General features: G+C 45.0%; 20 protein-coding genes. 10 read left to right on the forward strand and 10 right to left on the reverse strand.

The window, feature by feature from the left end; genetic code table 11:
• The first annotated feature begins 39 nt into the window (after positions 1-39).
• Genes ABIO93_RS12460 through ABIO93_RS12470 form a run of 3 tightly spaced genes read left to right on the forward strand, consistent with a single transcriptional unit; the run spans position 40 to position 3,953 of the window.
• Complete coding sequence (locus tag ABIO93_RS12460; RefSeq protein WP_348068030.1) at positions 40-1,725, forward strand: ribulokinase; 1,686 nt, start codon at positions 40-42, stop codon at positions 1,723-1,725.
• A gap of 21 nt (positions 1,726-1,746) precedes the next feature.
• Positions 1,747-3,237 carry an L-arabinose isomerase gene (gene araA / locus ABIO93_RS12465; RefSeq protein ID WP_348068032.1) on the forward strand — a complete coding sequence of 497 codons (1,491 nt, stop codon included), beginning with the start codon at positions 1,747-1,749 and terminating at the stop codon, positions 3,235-3,237.
• Between the two features lie 11 nt (positions 3,238-3,248).
• On the forward strand, positions 3,249-3,953 hold the full coding sequence (locus ABIO93_RS12470; RefSeq protein WP_348068034.1) for an L-ribulose-5-phosphate 4-epimerase: 705 nt from the start codon (positions 3,249-3,251) through the stop codon (positions 3,951-3,953).
• Positions 3,954-3,955: 2 nt separating this feature from the next.
• Here the strand turns inward: ABIO93_RS12470 and ABIO93_RS12475 are convergent, their stop codons facing one another.
• The 7 genes from ABIO93_RS12475 to ABIO93_RS12505 all read right to left on the reverse strand — a co-directional run bounded on the left by ABIO93_RS12475 (position 3,956) and on the right by ABIO93_RS12505 (position 11,357).
• Positions 3,956-4,102, reverse strand: a complete 147-nt coding sequence (locus ABIO93_RS12475) for a hypothetical protein (RefSeq protein WP_348068036.1) — start codon at positions 4,100-4,102, stop codon at positions 3,956-3,958.
• A gap of 150 nt (positions 4,103-4,252) precedes the next feature.
• Entirely contained in the window at positions 4,253-4,441 is a 189-nt protein-coding gene (locus ABIO93_RS12480) for a hypothetical protein (protein WP_348068038.1), read from the reverse strand.
• 275 nt (positions 4,442-4,716) lie between these two features.
• Positions 4,717-5,106 (reverse strand): response regulator, encoded by a 390-nt coding sequence (locus ABIO93_RS12485; RefSeq protein WP_348068040.1) that lies wholly within the window; start codon positions 5,104-5,106, stop codon positions 4,717-4,719.
• An 8-nt stretch (positions 5,107-5,114) separates the two neighbouring features.
• The gene (locus ABIO93_RS12490) at positions 5,115-6,206 is read right to left on the reverse strand and encodes a hybrid sensor histidine kinase/response regulator (protein WP_348068042.1); all 1,092 of its coding nucleotides are present in this window, start codon (positions 6,204-6,206) and stop codon (positions 5,115-5,117) included.
• Positions 6,203-8,377: a 7TM diverse intracellular signaling domain-containing protein gene (locus ABIO93_RS12495; RefSeq protein ID WP_348068044.1), complete on the reverse strand. Its 2,175-nt coding sequence runs from the start codon at positions 8,375-8,377 to the stop codon at positions 6,203-6,205. The genes ABIO93_RS12490 and ABIO93_RS12495 overlap by 4 nt, the downstream gene beginning before the upstream one ends.
• Positions 8,368-9,060: a hypothetical protein gene (locus tag ABIO93_RS12500; protein WP_348068046.1), complete on the reverse strand. Its 693-nt coding sequence runs from the start codon at positions 9,058-9,060 to the stop codon at positions 8,368-8,370. The genes ABIO93_RS12495 and ABIO93_RS12500 overlap by 10 nt, the downstream gene beginning before the upstream one ends.
• Positions 9,060-11,357 carry an Rv1355c family protein gene (locus ABIO93_RS12505; protein ID WP_348068048.1) on the reverse strand — a complete coding sequence of 766 codons (2,298 nt, stop codon included), beginning with the start codon at positions 11,355-11,357 and terminating at the stop codon, positions 9,060-9,062. Before ABIO93_RS12505 ends, ABIO93_RS12500 begins: the two co-directional genes overlap by 1 nt.
• 395 nt (positions 11,358-11,752) lie before the next feature.
• Here ABIO93_RS12505 and ABIO93_RS12510 point away from each other — a divergent pair, with 395 nt between their 5' ends.
• Positions 11,753-12,220, forward strand: coding sequence for a response regulator (locus ABIO93_RS12510; protein ID WP_348068050.1), 468 nt, complete (start codon positions 11,753-11,755; stop codon positions 12,218-12,220).
• A 30-nt stretch (positions 12,221-12,250) separates the two neighbouring features.
• Here the strand turns inward: ABIO93_RS12510 and ABIO93_RS12515 are convergent, their stop codons facing one another.
• Positions 12,251-12,415 (reverse strand): hypothetical protein, encoded by a 165-nt coding sequence (locus tag ABIO93_RS12515; protein WP_348068052.1) that lies wholly within the window; start codon positions 12,413-12,415, stop codon positions 12,251-12,253.
• Between the two features lie 176 nt (positions 12,416-12,591).
• Here ABIO93_RS12515 and ABIO93_RS12520 point away from each other — a divergent pair, with 176 nt between their 5' ends.
• Both ABIO93_RS12520 and ABIO93_RS12525 read left to right on the forward strand, forming a co-directional pair.
• Positions 12,592-12,804 (forward strand): hypothetical protein, encoded by a 213-nt coding sequence (locus tag ABIO93_RS12520; protein WP_348068054.1) that lies wholly within the window; start codon positions 12,592-12,594, stop codon positions 12,802-12,804.
• A 22-nt stretch (positions 12,805-12,826) separates the two neighbouring features.
• Positions 12,827-13,972: an alpha/beta hydrolase gene (locus ABIO93_RS12525; protein WP_348068056.1), complete on the forward strand. Its 1,146-nt coding sequence runs from the start codon at positions 12,827-12,829 to the stop codon at positions 13,970-13,972.
• Here the strand turns inward: ABIO93_RS12525 and ABIO93_RS12530 are convergent.
• Positions 13,965-15,125: an acyltransferase gene (locus tag ABIO93_RS12530; protein ID WP_348068058.1), complete on the reverse strand. Its 1,161-nt coding sequence runs from the start codon at positions 15,123-15,125 to the stop codon at positions 13,965-13,967. The genes ABIO93_RS12525 and ABIO93_RS12530 overlap by 8 nt on opposite strands.
• A 319-nt stretch (positions 15,126-15,444) precedes the next feature.
• On the opposite strand from ABIO93_RS12530, the gene ABIO93_RS12535 reads away from it, so the two are divergent.
• The 3 genes from ABIO93_RS12535 to ABIO93_RS12545 are packed head-to-tail and all read left to right on the forward strand — an operon-like array spanning position 15,445 to position 17,449.
• Entirely contained in the window at positions 15,445-15,873 is a 429-nt protein-coding gene (locus ABIO93_RS12535; RefSeq protein ID WP_348068060.1) for an SRPBCC domain-containing protein, read from the forward strand.
• Positions 15,874-15,914: 41 nt separating this feature from the next.
• Complete coding sequence (locus tag ABIO93_RS12540) at positions 15,915-16,226, forward strand: MerR family transcriptional regulator (RefSeq protein WP_348068062.1); 312 nt, start codon at positions 15,915-15,917, stop codon at positions 16,224-16,226.
• Entirely contained in the window at positions 16,223-17,449 is a 1,227-nt protein-coding gene (locus ABIO93_RS12545) for a M20/M25/M40 family metallo-hydrolase (protein WP_348068064.1), read from the forward strand. Before ABIO93_RS12540 ends, ABIO93_RS12545 begins: the two co-directional genes overlap by 4 nt.
• Before the next feature lie 3 nt (positions 17,450-17,452).
• Here the strand turns inward: ABIO93_RS12545 and ABIO93_RS12550 are convergent, their stop codons facing one another.
• Positions 17,453-17,962: a metallophosphoesterase family protein gene (locus tag ABIO93_RS12550; protein WP_348068066.1), complete on the reverse strand. Its 510-nt coding sequence runs from the start codon at positions 17,960-17,962 to the stop codon at positions 17,453-17,455.
• A gap of 278 nt (positions 17,963-18,240) precedes the next feature.
• On the opposite strand from ABIO93_RS12550, the gene ABIO93_RS12555 reads away from it, so the two are divergent.
• A complete protein-coding gene (locus ABIO93_RS12555; protein ID WP_348068068.1) occupies positions 18,241-21,045 on the forward strand; it encodes a TonB-dependent receptor in 2,805 nt (934 codons plus the stop codon).

A 21,045-nucleotide genomic window follows, 5' to 3' on the forward strand; every position in this document is an offset into this window, starting at 1 on the left:
AGGAAAAAGCAGGAATCTTACCTTATCCTAAGCCGCAATATGAAAGAAAATTATGTTATCGGAATTGATTTTGGTACCGATTCGGTACGTGCATTGGTTGTTAACGCGAACACTGGCTACCAGGCAGGTACTGCGGTGGCAGAGTACTCGCGCTGGAAAGAGGGGAAGTTTTGTGACGCATCGGTTTCGCAATTCCGCCAGCATCCATTGGATTATCTGGAAGGGCTGGAAAGCGCTGTGTTGGGAGCATTAAACCAATCACCGGCACATGTCCGTGAAAATATAAAGGGGATTTCAGTCGATACCACAGGTTCTACCCCGGTTGCGGTTGATAAAAATGGCACTCCATTATCGCTGTTACCTGAATTTGCTGAAAATCCGAATGGAATGTTCATTCTCTGGAAAGATCATACTGCCAATGCGGAGGCTGACGAAATCAACCAACTCGCGCACAGCTGGCCGACGGATTACACCAAGTATGTGGGAGGAATTTATTCATCCGAATGGTTTTGGGCCAAGATCCTGCGCACATTACGGGTGGACGAGTCGGTGCGCGACCATGCTTACTCCTGGGTAGAGCATTGCGACTGGATTTCTGCTGAGCTGACGGGAGTCACTGATCCGTTAACATTGAAAAGGTCACGCTGCGCAGCCGGGCATAAGGCATTGTGGCACCAGGAATTCGAAGGATTGCCGTCCAATGCGTTTTTTACAGAGCTGGACCCACTACTGGATGGGCTGCGCGACCGACTTTTTACGGACACAGCTACATCCGACCAGGTAATGGGCACCATTTCACAGGCCTGGGCTACAAAGCTCGGCATACCGGCTGATGTGGTGATTGGGGTAGGGGCGTTTGATGCGCACATGGGTGCCGTGGGTGCATTGATTGAACCGTACTCATTGTGTAAGGTGATCGGTACCTCAACTTGCGACATGCTGGTGGCCCCCAATGACGAAGTGGGGCACTTGCTAATCAAAGGAATTTGCGGGCAGGTGGATGGCTCTATCGTTCCCGGTATGCTGGGGATGGAGGCCGGACAATCGGCATTTGGCGACATTTATGCATGGTTTGCCAAGCTCGTAGTGGAGCCCGTAAGGACCTTGCTGGGAGAAGAGGCTGCTCAGGAACTATCGAAAAAGCTAATTCCGCATTTGGCTGCTCAGGCAGCGCAATTGCCTGTTACTGAAAAAGATATTATCGCCGTAGACTGGCTGAATGGTCGCCGTACGCCGGATGCGAAACATACATTAAAAGGAGCGATCCTCGGGTTGAACCTGGCTAGTGATCCTGCTCGGATATTCAAGGCGCTGGTGGAGGCGACTGCTTACGGTTCCAAAAGCATTGTGGAGCGTTTTCGCAATGAAGGTGTGCCTATCCACCAGGTGATTGCGATTGGCGGCGTTGCCAAAAAGTCGTCATTCGTGATGCAAACGCTGGCTGATGTACTGAACATGCCGATCAAGGTGGCTGCTTCCGAACAGGCTTGCGCGTTGGGTGCGGCTATGTTTGCGGCGGTGGCTGCGGGCGTGTACGAGACATTGCCGGAAGCGCAGGAAGCTATGAATTCGGGATTTGACGCCGTATATCAGCCCAGACTTGCTCAGTCAGCTGTGTACCAAACGCTTTACCAGAAATATTTACAATCCGGTGCTTTCCTGGAAAACGAATTTTTCCAAAAAACAACAATAGTTCCGGCCAATTCCTACTCTGATACTTTTTAACAACTGTCTTTTCACAATATAATGCTTGATTTAAAACAATTTGAAGTTTGGTTTGTAACAGGTAGTCAGCATTTGTACGGAGAAGAAACCCTCCGCCAGGTAGACGAGCATTCTCAGATTATCACTCAGTACTTCGATCAGTCGTCGAAAATTCCGGTCAGGGTCGTATTTAAGCCGGTGGTTAAAACGCCGGACGAGATCTTCAACATTATCCAGGAAGCTAATTGTGCGCCTCATTGCATTGGTATTGTGGCCTGGATGCATACTTTTTCTCCTGCCAAAATGTGGATCAGGGGATTGCAGATCCTGCAAAAACCATTGCTGCATTTGCATACCCAGTACAACCGAGACATTCCCTGGGCGGACATCGATATGGATTTTATGAACTTGAACCAGTCCGCGCATGGCGACCGGGAGTTTGGGTTTATTATGACCAGAATGCGGCTGAACAGAAAAGTGATCGTGGGGCATTGGCAACAGGAACACGTGGTAGACGGACTAAGCCAGTGGATGCGCGTGGCAGCAGGCAGGTATGATCTGAAAGGCGCGAAACTCGTGCGGTTTGGAGATAATATGCGGCAGGTAGCGGTTACTGACGGAGACAAAGTTGCGGCAGAAATGACCTTTGGCTTTTCGGTCAATACCCACGCTGTGGGCGATCTGGTAGCGGTGATCAACCAGGTATCAGACGAAGACGTAAGTCGCCTGACGGACGAATATGAGTCAATGTACAAGCTGGCGGCCGGACTCGGCAAAGGCGGAGACAGGTACAATGCATTGCGGGATGCGGCGCGTATTGAGCTGGGGATGAAGTACTTTCTGGAAGACGGTAATTTTAAGGGTTATACCAATACATTTGAAGACCTGCACGGCATGAAACAATTGCCCGGTATCGGCTCGCAGCGTATGATGGCTGCTGGCTATGGATACGCGGGAGAAGGAGACTGGAAAACGTCGGCAATGGTGCGTGCACTGAAAGTAATGGCCAGCGGGCTGGATGGCGGAAATTCATTTATGGAAGACTACACCTACCATTTCAACCCGGCTAACAACCTTGTACTGGGTTCGCACATGCTGGAAATCTGCCCGTCGATCGCGGCAGGACAACCATCTTGTGAAATCCATCCGCTTGGGATAGGAGGGAAGGAAGATCCTGTCCGTCTGGTTTTCAATGCACCTGCCGGACCTGCTATTAATGTTTCTCTGGTGGATATGGGTAATCGTTTCCGGTTACTGGTAAATGAAGTGGAGGCGGTAGCGGCACAGGAAGCACTTCCTAACTTACCGGTTGCCAGGGTTTTATGGAAACCCGCACCCGACATGCATACGGGCTGCGCTGCGTGGCTATATGCAGGAGGCGCGCATCACACGGTTTTTAGCCAAAACCTGACTACGGACCACATTGAGACATTTGCCGAAATGACCGGTGTGGAACTGGTTGTGATCGATAAAAATACTTCGTTGAGGCAGCTGAAAAACGAGCTGCGGTGGAGTGAGGCTTATTACAGATAACGACGATACAAATGTCGAAATATACCTATTTGAAAGAGTTGGTCTACGAAGCCAACATGGAAATCCCGAAGGAGGAGCTCGCTATCGTCACATTTGGTAATGTGAGCGGAGTCGACAGGGCTGCGGGCGTGGTGGCGATCAAGCCTAGCGGTGTTCCTTATCATCGCCTGAAAGTGGAAGATATAGTGATCGTGGATCTGGATAATGTACTGGTGGAGGGCAATATGCGGCCCTCTTCTGATACCAGAACACATACATTGTTGTACAAAAATTTTCCATCAATTGGCGGCGTTTGCCACACACATTCCACGTACGCGGTAGCCTGGGCGCAGGCCATTACACCTATCCCTAACCTCGGTACTACGCACGCCGACCATCTTACGGTATCGATACCGGTTACGGAGGTAATGTCCGATGATATGATTCAACGCGATTATGAACTGGAAACCGGCAATCAGATCATGGATATTTTTCGGAAAGAGAATTTGAGCCCGGAAGAGGTCGAAATGGTGTTGGTAGCCTGTCATGGCCCATTTACCTGGGGGAAAGATCCCGCAAAGGCAGTTTATAATTCAATTGTACTGGAAGAGATCGCTAAAATGGCTTACCTGACATTGCAGATCAATCCAGCTGCTGTCGCGATTAAGCAAAGCCTTTGCGACAAGCATTTTTTTAGGAAGCACGGGAAGGATGCTTACTACGGACAAGGCTGCTAAGCCTATTTTTTCTCCGAACGCTTGCTGGCAATGTTACGCATTTGCTGCAAAGCTTCCTGGCGGGACATACGCTTCTCACTTGATTTGGCTTCTTCGATAGCCTCTTTCGAAAAGCGCCCTTTGAACATATTTAATAAGGAAAAAAGCATAAGTAGGTTTTCTTAACTAACGAAGGAATATTAGTAACGCATATCCAAACATAGGAAAGATATGGCTATAAAAAAACTACCGGCTGATGATATCGGCCGGTAGTTAGTATTTTATCAAACGTTGAGTATTAATGACGGTGTGTAGATGAATCAGCTCATTGCCTCTTTGCGAAGCTTACTTCCAGGATTGAATTCATCTTTGATCCATCGAACAAAATTGTTGGAGTTAGTTTTGTAAATCTCCATCGATAATGGTTTAATGCCACTGAACTCTACTTCTTTAACGTACTGCGCATGCAACTTTAAAATCTCAGACAGGGTCTTGCTATCAGTTTTCATTCAATGTGGTATGTTAAGGTTTACAAGCTATTGATACTTTGTTGTATAAAGACATACCTACATTTTAATTTTGCTTTGTATTATTTGAAAAATTATGAAAATATTTTAAATAGTTATATTTGACTATGCCAAACTACCATGAAATAGGATTGGATTGATGTGGGGCATCATTAAACTGTTACATTATAGGGCAAATTGTAGACCTGTGAAACTGACACATTAGCTATGCAGTCGGTTACAAAATGGATGTAATCAGCAGTATCAAATATAATTTTTCAAAGAGACAGTTTCTTTTTGAGGAAGGCTATTTCTAACGGTTTGGGCAACAGATCGATAATGTGTGGACTTGCTTTTGCTTTTTCAATGTCCCGGGTATCGATCGTTGAGGAAAGCATAAAGATCCTGATCCTTGATTTCAGAAAATCGGGGAGGTGATCGAATTCGTCAATAAACTCAAAACCGTTCATATCCGGCATTTGCAGATCAAGCAGTATAACTGTTTCAGGAAGTGCGGGGCCTTCTCCTAATAAAAATTTCAGAGCATCGCGTGCCGAATTGAAAGTCTTCACCGAATCAGTAATCCCGCTTTTTTTTAGGAGTTTTTCATAAATGAATAAATCAAATGCGCTGTCATCTATCAAGAAAAAGTTAAGCAGTGACGTCATGACACGGGTCAGTTAAGTATAGAAGGAATGTTGATTTCAAAAATGCTGCCTTGACCTATTTTTGAATTGACACTAATGTCTCCCCCTAATTTCGATATGGCTTCGTGTACAATGTAAAGTCCAATTCCGGAACCGCTGTTGGTTGCGCCTGCGCGATAAAACATTTTGAAGATTTTATCCTGATCTGATTCTTTGATTCCCGAGCCATTATCTTCAACAATAATGGTAGCATCTGTCTCGGTTGATTTTACAGTCAGATGAACGAAAGGGTTTGACTTGTTCTTATCCTGAAATTTGATCGCGTTATTGATCAGGTTATTAAAAATAATCCGGAGCTTCATCACGTCGGAGCGGAATATGCCTGACTGATCAATATCCGTAGTCATTTTTAGGTTACCATATTCAGGAAGGTATTGGATGGTGGCCTGTACTTCGGTTACCAGTTCTTCGAAACTAATATCAGTAACCACCGGCACACCACGTGCATTTTTGTAATAATCAATAATGTTGATAATGAATGTATCCAGCTTCTTCACCGACTGCCGGATCAGTTCCAGATATTCATTTTGTGATTTGAGGTCCTCTTCCAGCAGTGCCAGGTTCACAATGCCCAGTACCGACATGAGCGGCGCCCTGAGATCGTGAGACGCACTGTAAACAAACTTGTCGAGTTCTTCGTTGGCTTTTTGCAGCTCAATATTCCGCTGTTTGAGATCTTCGCGTGTTTTGTAAATTTCGTAGGCGTTCGTGATGGCATTTTCCACGTATTTGTAGTCCCACGGTTTGTCAATGAACCGGAAAACCTCGCCTTTATTGATCGCATCAATGGCGGCAGTGATGTCTGTATGCCCAGTAATCAGTATACGGATCGGTTTGGGATAATCCAGCCTGATCTTTTCAAAGAATTGAACACCAGTCATGATCGGCATCCGTTGATCGGCAAGGATGATACAGAAGTCCTTGGTCGTCAGAATATGCTCGGCCTCCACTACCGATGAAGTAATGGTAATGTCGTATTGTTTACGAAATGAAGCCTTGAACGAATGCAGATTATGCTCCTCGTCGTCGATGTACAGAATGGTTATTGCCTTGTCAATCATTGAAAATCAGGGATAGGACGTGTTGCTCTCTTAACCGGAAGTGTAATTATAAATTCTGTTCCTTGTCCGACTTCCGTATTCACTTGAATGTTTCCGTTATGTACTTCAATAATCTTAAAAACAATTGAAAGACCCAGGCCTGTGCCATCTCCCACTTGTTTTGTTGTGAAAAACGGTTCAAATATTTTAGCACGTACTTCCGGAGTCATTCCCGGCCCGTTGTCTTTCATGGAAATCGCAATATTTTCAGGGTCTTTCAACCAGGATTTTACCCATATCGTAGGTGTCTTATTTGCTTGATTATCTTTCAGTAATGCATAAATAGAATTGGTCAGAATGTTCATGAAAACCTGATTTAGCTTTCCTGCGTAGCATTCTATGCTAGGGATATTCCCCAATTCTTTCACCAAATGTATAGAATTCCCCATTTGATAGTTCAAAATAATTAGCGTCGATTCTACGCCTTCGTTAATATTGACCAGATTCAGGTCGGATTCGTCCACGCGGGAGAATATTTTTAGCCCTTTAACGATCTCGACGGTACGGTGCGCACCATCCTCCATTCCTTTGAGCAGCGTATTCAGCTCGGTTTTTACATAGTCCAGATCCAGGTCTTCTTTGAGCTGTTCGATGTCTCTGATTTTGATTTTAAGACTCTCCATGCTGTCCACATGCTGTACTTCATCGTAGGTGTCCAGAATTTCCAGTATATCGTCAATGTCGCGTCGCAGGGGCCGTATATTGGAGCTGACGAAATTGATAGGATTATTGATCTCGTGTGCAATACCCGCCGTCAGCTGACCCAATGAAGCCATTTTTTCAGAATCGATCAGCTGGGTCTGCGTGTCTTTCAATTTTGTCAGCGTAATGTTGAGTTCTTTGTTTGCAAACTGCAGTTCAGAAGTCCTTTCGTTGACACTTTTTTCCAGGAATGCATTTTGTTCCAGAATGATTTTTTCATTCTCCATAGAAATGCGCAGCGCCTGCGCTTGTGAAATCTCTTTTTCTCTCTTTAAAATGTTGATTTTATCGGCCAATGCAAAGGAAAGCAAAATCACTTCTATTGCGGTACCCGCCTGCATGGTATAGTTGGTAAAACTATTGTATGGTAATATATTAAGATTTCTTAGCGTATATAGTACAATTCCAATTAAAAAGATCAACCATGCCACCAGATAGAATTTGGCTGGGCGATATCCCTCAATTGACAGCTGGAACGCAACCACTAGTGCCAACAGCGCCGCTGCGGGTCCCGTGACGTCAATGATCCGGTAGCTTACACTGTCCATACCCAACAGATTGAAAATCATCGATAACGAAAAGGCTACGATCAATGCGGACAGGATGCGGTGGATCGACGGAGATTTCTCTTTGGAATGCAAGAAATTCTGGAAAAACAGGATTGCGAAGATTCCGCCTAATGCTGGAAAAATGCTGAAATACTTGTTCAGTTCCGGCGTGTTGGGCCATAGAAATTTAAAGGTATAACCGGTAATGGTCACCTGGTTCAGGCCGATGAAAAGTATGTAAAAGACGTAATAAAGGTAGCTCCTCTCGCGAATGGAGAAGAAAACGAAAAAGTTGTAGAGCATCATGACCATCAAAACACCCATATGGATGCCCGAAATGATCTCATTGGTAAAAGTAAACTGGAAGAAACCCATTTCGCTCCGTACGATCAGCGGAACCACAATCTGCTCGTTACCTTTGATCTTGAGGTAATATTCGCGGAACTGATTTTGGGGGATATTGAGTTTAAATACAATGTTCTGGTGCTTCACGGACCGTTTTTTAAACGGATCGTTCCACGAAATGGATTCTTCAAGGACCTTGTTCTTTTCCTTCGTATAAAGGTAGCACGACTCTATTCTGGGATACGCCAGTTCGAGAAACACATTGTTGTCATTCGTTTTGTTGCGGATTTTAAATTTGATCCAGAATGTAGATTTACTAAGTCCAAAATTAGGGGTGTCCTCATAGCTCTTCACGAATTTTGCACTGGCCATCACTTCGGAAATCGTACTCGTTCCCAGAGTATCCTCATATACTTCCACGTTTTTGCCAATGGTCACATCGGTTCCGGTGAATGTCACCTCACTGGCATGAGCTGTGAACGTAACAAGCAAGAGCAGAAATGTCAAAAAATTCTTTTTGTAGAGGTTCAATTCCATTTCTTGATGTCGTAAATTATTTCCAGATCTCCTCTTCGTCCACTTTCGACTACGGTTTGCTTTGGGTTTTCTCTCAGGCTGAAAATTTTCTCTCTTTCGTCGTCGGCTGCAAAAGGCAGGTTTATTAAATCCCTTGCGATCAATGAAGTTGCGATCAGTCCTTCTTTGGGATAGTAAAATGTACCATTGTTTCCAAGATCGGTCAGTACTTCAAAGCCAATACGCTGACTGATGACCAATGTAATAGGAGAGCACAGGCCCATCAAATATTTGATCCCTACCATGGAAGAAATAGCCATCGCGGTGCGTCCCAGATACACGCTTCCAATCCCGTAACCCGCCACTTCCTTTGAATTGAACAATCCGCAGAATTCGGCTACATGATAATCACCGATGTTATCCACATACTTATAGATACTCTTGTCAATTTTAGCAATAGCATCTTCCATCGGCATTTTCAGGTTCGGAGATCTCACCTGTACCCTGGTACCACCGTAAATTTGGCTACCGTCTTCCGATTCCACGATAATGACGTAGGTATTGGGATCGTGGAGCCAGTCATGATTTGCTGAGGTGACTTGTTTAACTCCGTATGCTTCCAAAACTTTTCTATGTCCGTCTGCGTATCTCAGGCTGGTCTCCACATCGTCGGGCGCACGGTATGCTTTAATCTGTGCTACCATTAAAATTGACGGTTAACAATAAATAATGTTTCATCCAGCGATAACCGGTAGCTTGGGATCTTTGGTTTTTCGGCTTTTGCTATCTTGAATAAAAACACCTCGGCCATGTCTTCGGTGAGCGGTACCAATGAAAGGAATTTTTTGCGCAAATCTCCCAATCTGTCCGCTTCTTCGCTATCCAGGCCCGCTCCATTCCCTTTTGTTATCCTTGGAAAGAGATAAAAAGGGGAAATTAGCGGATGTATGGCAAATTCCAATTCTTCGGCTTTCAGCCATAACCGCTGCATGGCCATGCCTCCCAGAAAGAAGTTCTTGTAATTGTAGCGGGGCAATGTGATCACTCCGAGGCCTGATGCGGTACTTACCGTTTTCAGCGCCGCATCGATCAGCGCATTTCCGCCGTTAATGTTTTTTAATGATTTTGTGATCTCTTCATCCCGGATAATGGCCAATGCTGCCATTTGGGCTGTATTCATTCCCAGTGTGCGAATGTCAATACCATCTCTGGTGCGCTCAGCCTCCTGGGGTGACCATTTCATTTCTCGCTGTACAAAATCCCTGTGCCCGTTCACATTTAATAGCCTGACGCGGTCGCATTCGCCGATGATCTGACCGATGGCCTTGACTTGTGTTTTTTCGGAAAAATAGTGAAATACTGCTCCTTCAACGCTTTCAGCTGCTTTTTTAAGAGCTTCCAGCTGGTTTTCACTGATTTCAACGGGGGTGGAAGGATTGCGGTTGGTGGTGCGGTCGTAAATGACCCGTACGGACTGAGGCGAATAAACAGGCTCTACCACTTCATTGCCCGGTTCTTTATAAAAATCAATGGCTGCGATCAGCGTAGATCTTTTACCAAGCGGGAATATGTCGCCCTTTATTCGCAGGCCAGCTTCATTACTTTTCAGAAGCAGATTCTCATAGGACGCGCCAAATGAAATATTGGAAGCGATATGATCGAAATCGCCGAATGAGTAGGACCGGTGCCGGTCGTGAAAAAGATGCAGCCGTCCGTTACGGTACAGCCATTTCCAGGGTTGGTCGTTGCCGGTAGAAGGTGCCTGGCAGGCCGCTTTTACAAGCTCCTGCAAAGTATTTTCATCGATACCCTGGGCTGGGTTTTGGTAAGGTAACGAATCAGCTATACGAACGGCTTCTTCCAGGTTGAATGGTTGATGTGGATTTTCCGGGGCGGGGACCTGCTCGCGGGGAGTTTTGTTGCCAACGAGCTCTTCCAGATCTATATAGTATCTTCCCGACTCATGATATTGATTGAGTAGCAGGCGCCTGCATACATCCGTCACCACACCCGCACCCAGCGTTACTGCGCTGGCAAGCTGCGGCCACGTACTGATCGTCTGCCCGATCTCCACCAGTGAGACTTTGCCGCGCTTGGACCCATTCATCGCATTGACGATTTTGAGTACCATCGGAAGCCGGTCTTCTTCTGAGATATGGTTTAGTCTTTCGGCCGGAATGTCTTTTAACAGTCCATGGAAAATGGGCCTATCAGGTTCAAGATCATATCTTTCTACGTCCAGCATACCCCTGTCGCTTGTTTCCATGATCACCGGGATCCGGTATTTGCCGGCCGCAATACGACAAGCAATTTTGATCCCAATGTCATCGCATTCATCGATTAAAATATCAAGCTTTCCCCCTTCCAGCAGAAAGGGATCCATGTTTTCCTTGTTTACTCCTTCGGTAAAGCACTGGATTTCGAGGTATGGGTCTATCTCAGCAATTTCTCTTGCTGTAACAATGCACTTATTAACGCCAATATTATGGAGCCCGGTTTTGATCCGGTTCAGGTTGCTTAGCTCAATGGTATCGAAATCGGCCAGTTTAAGTATGCCGCACGTCCTTTCTGTGGCAATACTTACAGCCACAGCGTGCCCTACTGACAAGCCAATGATGCCAATTTTGCGATGTGATAATGTTTCCTGTTCTTGTGGGGTAATTTTGTACTGATTGCGGCTGGTCCTGAGCTCAACAAACTCGTTCTCATCCAAAATGTGAAGCAGGCGTCCCGACCAGGGGTAATATACCCATCTACCTTGTGTTTCCGGGTCCTTTCCGGCCAGCCATTCTTGGTAGATATGGTCTGTTTCAACTGCTGTCAGGCGTTTCCTGGGGTGCCGTATTTTGATCAGCTCGTTCTTTTGAGATGCGAATAAATCTATTACGACCTTTTCAGTGTAATCATCAATAAATGAGATGAATTTTTGCTTGTCAGCGTAAAGCTCTTTGGGTATAAAAACTGGTTTGTAAACAGTATTGTTACTTGCGTCCTGATACATTTTTAAGTTATTGTGGTGCGGTTCCGTAAAGAACTCAGGCTGAAATTTGACAAATCACAAAATTGTTATTGATCTTCGTAAAAAAATGGCCTGACGGTACCTGCTATTTGAATTTAGTTATGTCGCCTGTTATACTTGCGATAATAATTACCCAAATTGCTGAATTTATTTTTGTAAAACTAACCACTGATAAAATGGTGGACAAAATTTTTGATTGAATAGAATCAAAAATGGGAGCACATGCGGAATTAAACAATGTTTTCTACGAAAAAAAAGGAAAAAGTGGATGCGGCATTGATGTGAATATAGAATTAATATTATAATATTATCAGCTCGTTTGACCGAACGAATCCAGTGTATTTAAACCGCCTCTAAGCACAAGAAACATATTAGGAATGGAAAGCAAAGGCAAGATAAGCGTCCTCTACGTGGATGATGAGATCAACAATCTCAATTCATTTAAAGCTGCTTTTAGAAGGGATTTTAACATATTAATCGCTACTTCGGGGCGCGAAGGACTGGAATTGCTGAAGCATAATGTGGTACACGTGATCATCACGGACCAGAGAATGCCTGAAATGACCGGCGTCGATTTTTTAATCGAGGTGTTGAAGGGTTACTCCGACCCTGTCAGGATATTACTGACTGGTTATACAGATATTACTGCCGTCATTGATGCTGTGAATAAGGGACATATCTATTATTATCTCAATAAACCCTGGGATGAGCAGCAACTCCGAATTATCATCAAAAATGCATACGAAATCTTCCATTTACGAGAGGAAAATAAGGAGTTGATCGAGAAGTTGATTGATGTGAATGGACAACTGGAATTCCTGCTGAGGCAGAATCTCTTATCTTAGTGTGATGAATAGACTACTGCTTTAAAAAGTTTATTTTCTTCTGAAAAGCAGCGCTTTACGGTAATGTAAAGCGGGCCTTATTCCCTTCAAAAGATAAACCAGCGCGGAAAACGCGGAGGTGATCAGTACTGCCAGAAAAAGTATCGCTGCGAACAGCAAATTGCCAATGGCTTTGAAAAAGATGATGATGTCCATTTTTAAGTCGTGTATGTCTGTTGTCTGATCTTTAAAAATCGTACCAGCTCCGGTACAATTCCGTAATCAGATACCGACAATCGAGTGCAGCTGCTTTCTGGTATCGTTTTTGTGATGTGTCTCCTGGCTTTTGGCCAGTAACGAAAGAAAAGATCATCAACAGAAACCAGCTAATCATGAAAAAGATCATCGCAGTCGGCGTTTTAACAGGTGTAGTAGTTTTCGTTTTCTTCACATCTTGTGTCAAACAAATGGGCGGAAAGAAAAATATGTCAAAAAAAGAAGGGGAAATTGCAGATAAGAATAAAACTGAAGGGTATTTTTATCACCAGAGTGAACAGGACCGCACCACAGACTCAACTAAAATCAAGAAGAACATAAACAACTAGGAAGCATTACCACCGCGTGAGCATGTTGAGGAATTTTTGGCTGAAGTTTGGTTTATTTGTGCTCATTGGGTTTTGTACTCACTGCAAAACACCCTCGCTCCCGCCGAAACCGATCGATAAAGAGGACACGACTGGCACCGACACCTCTCACATTGACACTGCCATTATCAACAGACCTGATACTACCCACATCAGTGACACCGTTCGCGCCCGGACCTCGGACTCGACGCTCGCGTCTTCACGACGATTTGGTACCGAGCTTATTTTCAGTGAAAATGACCTTGAAGGTAAGACCGGGATCTATTATAAGGCCAATGATTTTATCGGAAGGCCTGTCAACCTGAATTATTCATTTGCCGCGCCTGCCAAGGACACGCTGAAATACCGGCCTTTCGTGCTCATGGTGCATGAGGGAGCTTTTTTGTTTGGCGATCTGGGCAATGAGCTGGGTAAGGCGCGATTGCTCGCCCGGAGAGGTTACGCAGCCGCGTCTATCAATTACCGGTTAGGGTTCAATGGCGGAAGCCAGGCCAACGCTTGTGGCGGGAACAATCTGGAAGTAGTTCAGGCCGTGTACCGTGCTGTGCAGGATACCTACGTTGCCCTGCATTACTTTGCTGGCAAGGCCGATGAATTTGGCATCGATCCGGGGCAGATGGTGCTCGCTGGTAGCAGCGCAGGTGCGATCACGATATCCGCGACCGTATACATGACCGAGCAGGACTTTGAGGCTTTACAGCCCGGTATCGTCAAAACACTTGGCAGGCTCGACCCAAACCCGAAAGGGGCGCCATTTAAAGTTACAGCGCTGCTTTCTTCGCTGGGTTATGGTGTGTTCAAGAGCAGCTATCTGACGACTGCCAATGCAAAACCCACGGTGTTTTTTCAAAGGACCGGGGACAATGTGCTGCCATTCCTGAAAGGTACCTTCCTATCTTGTCCATTTTACCTGAGTTCGGAGGGGGCCAAGCCCGTTTCGGATCAATTGAGAAAATTGAAAGTTCCGTATGAGCTTAACTTCGAAACCGCAAGCGGACATCAGCTTAGCTACCCGCAAGAATACATTACTGATCGTTACGCACAGTTTATGAAGCGACTCTGGTCGGGGAATAGGCACCAGATCACGAATGAGAAATATAAAGTGATCGAAGACATTCAGCTCAAATAACCTTCGCGCGATCCTTTACCTTCATTTTAGAACGTCCATTCAAAGAGAAATAGCCCTTTAAATGATTAGATAGTCGTATCTCGAGATACTCGTAAGAGATATGTGAGAAGATGAGTGTCAGCGACAGGGAGAAACAAAACATCGCCGTTCCGGTGCTATATACCGGATACCCGATCCTGCTGAATACGTAGGATACCGCTACCACGACTGGTAGATGAATCAGGTAAATGGAGAACGAGATATCACCGAGCCGCACGAGCCAAGCCGGAAATATAATGGTCCTGCCTTTGGTATAAAAAATAAAAGCGGCGAACAAGAGTGTCGAGCCAACTCCCCATTGCAACGGTCCGAGCCCTCCGAAAAAGCCCGATACGTACTGCCAGCCAGCCAGCGCGATGCAAGTCGCAGCCAGCCATTTTTTAGAAAAGAATGCTGAAAATCCACGGGATAATGCGGGATTGTTATAGATCAGGCCGAGCAGGACACCGTATACGAAATTCCAGACGATCGGATTGGTGATCATGTTGAGATAGGCCGAACCGTAATCTCTGGCCTCGTTTGGCTTTAATGTAAAATTCCCAAAAATGGATGGTACCACTACCATTGCAACAATGATGAGTAGGAAGAATACATACCATCGGTATTTTGCAAAACAGAGCGATATGGCGATCAGCAGGTAGAAATAAATCTCATAATTCAGGCTCCACCCCACAGGAAGGGTAGCATAACCGTAAAACGGCGGTTCTGTGGCTGAGGCTGGGATAAAGAATATGCTTAGTGCCAGCTCTGTCAGGGATGCTTGGTCCGGTTCGATGCGGTGCTGTAACAAATAGTAAAAGACAGTGATCACGACATATGCCGGCCAGATCCGGATGAATCTCTTGACGATGAATTGGTAGACACCCGTCAAGGATCCCCGCGTATTACGGGTGATGTACACCATGATGAAACCACTGATTACGAAGAAAAGAGCAACTCCTGCAGGCCCGGAATTGAACAAAAAGTCGAGTTCCTGCGCAAACGGATCACTTTTTTTGACTACGTCCTTTAAGTGGTATATAGTTACAATTAAAGCTGCAATGCCTCTCAGTACCTGAATACTGTTGATTTTTGAGTCATGAGGATTATAGCCCAGGTTTTTCTCCTGTTCCATATGATGTGTGGGGTGTTTGGTGTTGTTAGCAGTTGCCTATTGATGGGACACAGCAAAGCAGTAGAAGTGTTGCGTGCCGTAAGGACAAAATTTGCTACAAGAGAATGTTCAATTTTTTCGTTGGCCGGAAGAGGCAGAAATTTAACTTAGTGTGGTTCATTTGCTAGGTTGAGTGGATGGTAATGGTTGTAAAAGTAGTCAAAATTTGAAAATAGTGGTATTTTACCCAGAACTCTGGTGCAGTTTGATGTCTAAAATTTAAGGCGGCATAGTTTTTAAAGTCACGGATTATACACCTATTCTTTTAAGTCCCGCAGTTATGAATCGACAGCTTGTAGTAAGATCTGAAATAGTTATTGAAGCCCCGGTTTCCAAAGTATGGGAAGTTTTAATTGCACCAAAATACATCAGGCAATGGGACGACCTTCCCTCCGATTTTGAAGATTACTACCTCGAATACGGGCGGACGATCGAATGGTCCGGAAGGTCTAAAATCACCTTCACGATCTGCCAGCCTAATGAAATATTGAAAATGTCGCTGTATGTTTCGAAATGGGAACAGCCACCTGCCGCATACGACATTGCTTACACTTACAGGCTGGGCAATGGGGGTACGGACACGGTGCTTTCCATTGAAATAGGAGATTTTTCGGAGCTACCAGACGGGGAAGATTATTACAATGCATCAGTTGACTTTGCTGCAAAGGCCGCGGAAAAAATCAAAAATTTGTCGGAAAACAGGGTTTGATTCAGTCGCTGATTATATTTGTAATATCGCTTCTGATCACTATGGAATCCAACACAAAACTTTACTACGACACCAACGAAGTAGCCGAAATGGTAGGCTGCGAGCCATCCGCATTGCGTTTCTGGGAAAAGAAATTTCCGCAGCTCAATCCCAAACGCGATGGCCGTAACCGTCGGCGTTATACCGAAAGAGACATTGAAATTATCCGTAAGATCATGCACCAGCGCGACAAGCAGGGGCGGACGATTAAAGGAACCCGGGAGCAGCTACGCAGGAAGGAAGAAGCACAACTGCTGATCCAGCGACTGGTGCGTGTTCGTAAATTTTTGGTCGAAATCCAGGAGAAGTTATGAAACAGATCATGGTCGCGCTGTTCGTGCTCTCATTCCATTTTAAGGGTTTTTCGCAAACATTCCTCACGGCGCCCATTCGTTCCCACATTGAATTTCTTGCCTCCGACGAGCTTGAAGGCCGTGGTACTGCCAGTTTGGGAGAGATCAGGGCGGCGAATTACATTGCCAGTGTGTTCAAAAATGCGTCATTAAGACCTGCCGGGACTGATGGTAGTTATTTTCAACCGTTTGAAGTATCCATTGGGATTGAGGGTAATGCGCACAAATTGACCGCCAGGAATGTGGTCGGATTTTTGGATAATGGCGCCAATAAAACCATCGTGATCGGCGCACATTACGATCATTTGGGTAAGGGATTTCAGGGAAGCTCTTTGTCTCCGAACAGTAAAAATCAGATTCATAATGGTGCCGACGACAATGCCTCAGGAACTGCCGGACTGCTCGAACTGGCGAGATACTTTGCCGGAAACAGCGTGACTGAGAAGCATAACTTTCTATTCATCGCATTTTCGGGAGAAGAGCTGGGATTGATCGGTTCTAAATATTTTACAGAAAAGCCTTCCATTCCATTGACTTCCGTGGCGTGTATGATCAACATGGACATGATCGGGCGACTGAATCCGGACAAAGGAGTGATTGTATCCGGCTGGGGTACGAGTTCGATGTGGGGAAAGATGATACCGGATCTGGCCAAAAAGGCGAAGCTTAAATACACAGTGGATTCCGCAGGAGTGGGAGCGTCCGACCATACCTCATTTTATTTGAAGAATATTCCGGTACTGCAGTTTTTCACAGGAACGCATATGGACTATCATAAGGTGAGCGATGATATTGACAAAATCAATTTTGAAGGAGAATCTCAAATCCTCTCGCTGATTGCCGGGTTACTTCGTGAAGTTGATAAACAGAGCAATGACCCCGATTTTCTGACGGCGGGCAATCCGCATACCGGTGCTACTACGACTGATTTCAAGGTAACCTTGGGTGTGATGCCGGATTACAGTTACAGCGGGAAAGGCCTGAAAATAGATGGTGTTTCCAAAGCGCGACCAGGTGATAAGGCTGGAATACTGGCCGGTGATATCATTAAGAAGCTGGCAGGGAAGGAGATCGGGACGATTTATGATTACATGGAAATCCTGGGACAGCACGAAAAAGGGGAGCAGGTGGAAGCCGAGCTGCTCCGTGGCAGTGAAACCAAGATCGTCAAGGTCACCTTCTAATTCTTAAATAATAGCACCTCGTTTCCCCAGTTCAATGACCTCCATCTGACTGATCAGTCCTTCGTGCAGGTTGAAGCGAAGTAACGTCCTGAATTTATGAAATCCCTCGCGTCCGGCAGCGCCCGGGTTGATGTACAACATGTTGTTTAGTGACTTGTCGCGTATCACCCGCAGTATATGTGAGTGCCCGCATATAAAAATGTCCGGCGTTTGCGATTTTAATTCAGGATATACCTGCGGATTATAACGCGGAGGTGCTCCGCCAATATGCGTGATCCAGACTCGGAACCCTTCCAGTTCAAAATGGAGATTTTCCGCCGTTCTTACCCTGATCGGATTGTTATCAATGTTCCCAAAAACAATCCGGGAAGGCTTAAATGCCTCTAATTGATCAATAATGGTTGTGGAGCCAATGTCGCCTGCGTGCCACACTTCGTCGCAATTGGCAAAATGATCGAATACCCGCTCGTCCAAATACCCGTGTGTGTCCGATAATAATCCTATACTCTTCATTTTAAAGTCAAAACAGTCCGCCTCAGCCTACAAATATCTGCAATGATTTTTACCGCAAAATAAATAATTGAAAAATTTATGAGATAAAAGTAACTTATATATACTAAAAGTTGCACTTTAACGGTTACAAAACTTAATAAAAGTTAAATTATTCTTTAAACGATATAAAAGCCTCTTTAAACTAAATTTATAGTTGTAAAGTTTAAACGGTTTGCATATTATTGCAAAAATGTAGTTTAACAGTTACAAACTCTACTCACTTAACCACCAGACCAGCCTTGAAAAAAATCTTACTTCTGTTCTTTTTATGTCTTCCCATCCTGGCCGCCCAGGCGCAAACCGGAGGACGCTTCACGTTAAAAGGGGTTGTTACGGACACGGCTGGCGTTGTGTTGCCGGAAGCAACGATTATGCTTCTTTTACCGAAAGATTCTACTTTGGTAAACTTTGGACGGGCAAATAAGGATGGGGTCTTCGAAATGAAAAACCTGAAACGGGCGCAGTACATTTTTAAGATTTCATACGTAGGCTTCATTCCGTATCAGGAAAATATTAATCCTAAGGATCAGGATGTTGTAGATATTGGAAAGGCCAAAATGAAGGTTCTTCAAAAGGAATTGTATGAGGTCGTGATCAAAACGGCACGCGCCCCGCTGAGTATCCGCGGCGATACGATCGAGTTTGATGCGAAAGCATTTAAAGTGCCGCCGGGGTCTTCGGTGGAAGATCTGCTGCGTAAGCTGCCTGGTGTGCAGGTGGATGGAGACGGAAACATTCGCGCGCAAGGCGAGGAGATCAAACGTGTAACGGTGGACGGTAAGCGGTTTTTTGGTGATGATCCCAAAATGGCTACGAAGAATTTGCCGGCAGAAGCTATTAATAAGGTCCAGGTATTTAATGGGAAGACGGAACAGGCCAAGGCGACGGGAGTAGATGATGGCAAGAGGGAGAAGACATTGAATCTGGAACTGAAAGACAGCCACAAAAAGGGTGGTTTTGGAAAAGCAGTAGCCGGTGTCGGTACAGATAAGCGGATGGAAGGCAAGATCAGCTACAATCGTTTCGACGACAAGCAGCAGTTTGCAGTACTCGGTTTTGGAAACAACACTAACCAATCGGGCATTGCGCGGAACGACTACCAGGATTTCAAAGGCAGTCAGTCTTTCAACTGGGGCGACGATGGTGATTTTGGTTTCAGCAGCGGCAGGTACTATGGCGGGGACGACATTACGATCCAGCCTTCGTGGAATGGCGGCGGATCCGAAGGTTTTACGAAAAACTACGCAGGTGGTGCCAATTACAATTACGATAACAAAAAAACGAAGCTGAGCACAAGCTATTTTTATAACCAAACCAAGGCGATCAATGATGTGAGAGCGCGTACAGAGAACTTCCTGACAAATGATTCTTACAGCTCTCTTGCCAATTCCAAATCCATTGGATTTACCGGCAATCACCGACCAAGCTTCCGTTTTGAAAAAACCATCGATTCTCTGAATACGCTTATCCTGATCAGTAATTCAAGGATCAATACTGGTGACGAAAGTTTTGACAACTTCCAGCAGTCCTCTCGGACAGAAGGTGTAGTTACCAACCAGTCAACCGTTCATAACCAGAGCGAATACAACTCTTTCGCGATGGCGAACCTGTTGTTATACAGGCATAAGTTTAAGAAAAAGGGAAGGAATTTTGCAGCTAGCGTCGGTTACAACATTAACAACGCGGATGAAGACAAACGCCTGAACTCGGTTAACGTATTCTTCCAGGATTCAACAAAAAACAGCTCTATTAGCCAACGCAACGAAACGGAAAGTACCCGAGGGAATTTCAAGGGCAGCTTGTCTTACATTGAACCTTTTGCCAAGAAATTTACCTGGGAATCCTTCTTCAATTATAGCATGCGGAAAGATAAAGTGGACCGCGATGTGTTTGATGTTACCGGGACCGAACGGGAGGTGAATCCATTCCTGACCCGCTATTATTCCAATGATTTTACTTACAATCGCCTGGGAACTCAATTACGCTATTCAAATAAAGGGTTTAATATCGCTGCCGGTCTTGCTGCGGTCCAGTTCGAGCTGAGGGGAAAGTTTGCGGCGGATAAAAATTCAACTGACTTTATGCGGGTCAATAAGAGCTACTTTTCTCTTGTGCCAAATGCTTCGCTTAATTATGATCTAAAAAACAACCGCTTCCTGTATGCAGAATATGGCCTGAACGTACGTGAGCCTTCGATTACGGATTTGCAGCCAATAGTAGACAATAGCAACCCGCTCTACATTACGGAAGGAAATCCGGACCTGATCCCGTCATCGACGCACAACATCTATGGAGGTTACCAGATGTTCAATCCCGCCAGTTTTACAAATTTGTACATAGGCATATCGTATAATTATAATGTGAATCAGATTGTCTACAACCGAACCGTTAATGTTGAAAATTTGATCACTACCACCAAGCCAATCAATGTTACGGGTGGGAGTAATTATGGGACTTATGCCGGATTTGGCTTTCCGTTGAAAAAAACGAAGGCTACGCTGAATCTTAACACAAGTGTGAATTTCGGGAACAATCTTACGTATATCAATGATGTTAAGAACGAAACGAACACGGACAGTTACAATTTTGGAACACGCCTCGATCTGACGCCTAGTGATGCCTTTACTTTCTATGGTAATGCGAACTGGAATTTTAGCAACACAGAGTATTCCATCAATACAAATCAAAACCAGAAGATCTTCAATGCGACTTATGGCGCTGATGTAAATGCGAAAGGTCCAAAGGACATTTATTTCAATGCACGATTTAATTACAGGATTTATAAAAACGACCAGTTTGGCTTCGATCAGAAATTGCCGATCCTGAATCTATCCGTCTATAAAATTGTGCTGAAAAGTAAAAAAGGGGAAATTCGCCTGACTGCTAACGATGTATTCAAGAAAAATCTTGGAATCACGCAGAACGTTAATCAAAACTTTTACACAGAGCGAAAGGTGGCCACATTATCCAGGTATTTTATGCTGAGCTTCACTTACAATATGCGCGGTGTAACTGCTTCTGTAAAACGCAACAACAACTTCTAA

It is taken from the genome of Dyadobacter sp. (assembly GCF_039919315.1).
Lineage (GTDB): Bacteria > Bacteroidota > Bacteroidia > Cytophagales > Spirosomataceae > Dyadobacter.

What these genes read in the sequence shown, in the direction of transcription:
- ABIO93_RS12460 (WP_348068030.1), top strand. Translation starts at nt 40, where the DNA reads ATGAAAGAAAATTATGTTATCGGAATTGATTTTGGTACCGATTCGGTA.
- araA (WP_348068032.1), top strand. Translation starts at nt 1,747, where the DNA reads ATGCTTGATTTAAAACAATTTGAAGTTTGGTTTGTAACAGGTAGTCAG.
- ABIO93_RS12470 (WP_348068034.1), top strand. Translation starts at nt 3,249, where the DNA reads ATGTCGAAATATACCTATTTGAAAGAGTTGGTCTACGAAGCCAACATG.
- ABIO93_RS12475 (WP_348068036.1), bottom strand. Translation starts at nt 4,102, where the DNA reads ATGCTTTTTTCCTTATTAAATATGTTCAAAGGGCGCTTTTCGAAAGAG.
- ABIO93_RS12480 (WP_348068038.1), bottom strand. Translation starts at nt 4,441, where the DNA reads ATGAAAACTGATAGCAAGACCCTGTCTGAGATTTTAAAGTTGCATGCG.
- ABIO93_RS12485 (WP_348068040.1), bottom strand. Translation starts at nt 5,106, where the DNA reads ATGACGTCACTGCTTAACTTTTTCTTGATAGATGACAGCGCATTTGAT.
- ABIO93_RS12490 (WP_348068042.1), bottom strand. Translation starts at nt 6,206, where the DNA reads ATGATTGACAAGGCAATAACCATTCTGTACATCGACGACGAGGAGCAT.
- ABIO93_RS12495 (WP_348068044.1), bottom strand. Translation starts at nt 8,377, where the DNA reads ATGGAATTGAACCTCTACAAAAAGAATTTTTTGACATTTCTGCTCTTG.
- ABIO93_RS12500 (WP_348068046.1), bottom strand. Translation starts at nt 9,060, where the DNA reads ATGGTAGCACAGATTAAAGCATACCGTGCGCCCGACGATGTGGAGACC.
- ABIO93_RS12505 (WP_348068048.1), bottom strand. Translation starts at nt 11,357, where the DNA reads ATGTATCAGGACGCAAGTAACAATACTGTTTACAAACCAGTTTTTATA.
- ABIO93_RS12510 (WP_348068050.1), top strand. Translation starts at nt 11,753, where the DNA reads ATGGAAAGCAAAGGCAAGATAAGCGTCCTCTACGTGGATGATGAGATC.
- ABIO93_RS12515 (WP_348068052.1), bottom strand. Translation starts at nt 12,415, where the DNA reads ATGGACATCATCATCTTTTTCAAAGCCATTGGCAATTTGCTGTTCGCA.
- ABIO93_RS12520 (WP_348068054.1), top strand. Translation starts at nt 12,592, where the DNA reads ATGAAAAAGATCATCGCAGTCGGCGTTTTAACAGGTGTAGTAGTTTTC.
- ABIO93_RS12525 (WP_348068056.1), top strand. Translation starts at nt 12,827, where the DNA reads ATGTTGAGGAATTTTTGGCTGAAGTTTGGTTTATTTGTGCTCATTGGG.
- ABIO93_RS12530 (WP_348068058.1), bottom strand. Translation starts at nt 15,125, where the DNA reads ATGGAACAGGAGAAAAACCTGGGCTATAATCCTCATGACTCAAAAATC.
- ABIO93_RS12535 (WP_348068060.1), top strand. Translation starts at nt 15,445, where the DNA reads ATGAATCGACAGCTTGTAGTAAGATCTGAAATAGTTATTGAAGCCCCG.
- ABIO93_RS12540 (WP_348068062.1), top strand. Translation starts at nt 15,915, where the DNA reads ATGGAATCCAACACAAAACTTTACTACGACACCAACGAAGTAGCCGAA.
- ABIO93_RS12545 (WP_348068064.1), top strand. Translation starts at nt 16,223, where the DNA reads ATGAAACAGATCATGGTCGCGCTGTTCGTGCTCTCATTCCATTTTAAG.
- ABIO93_RS12550 (WP_348068066.1), bottom strand. Translation starts at nt 17,962, where the DNA reads ATGAAGAGTATAGGATTATTATCGGACACACACGGGTATTTGGACGAG.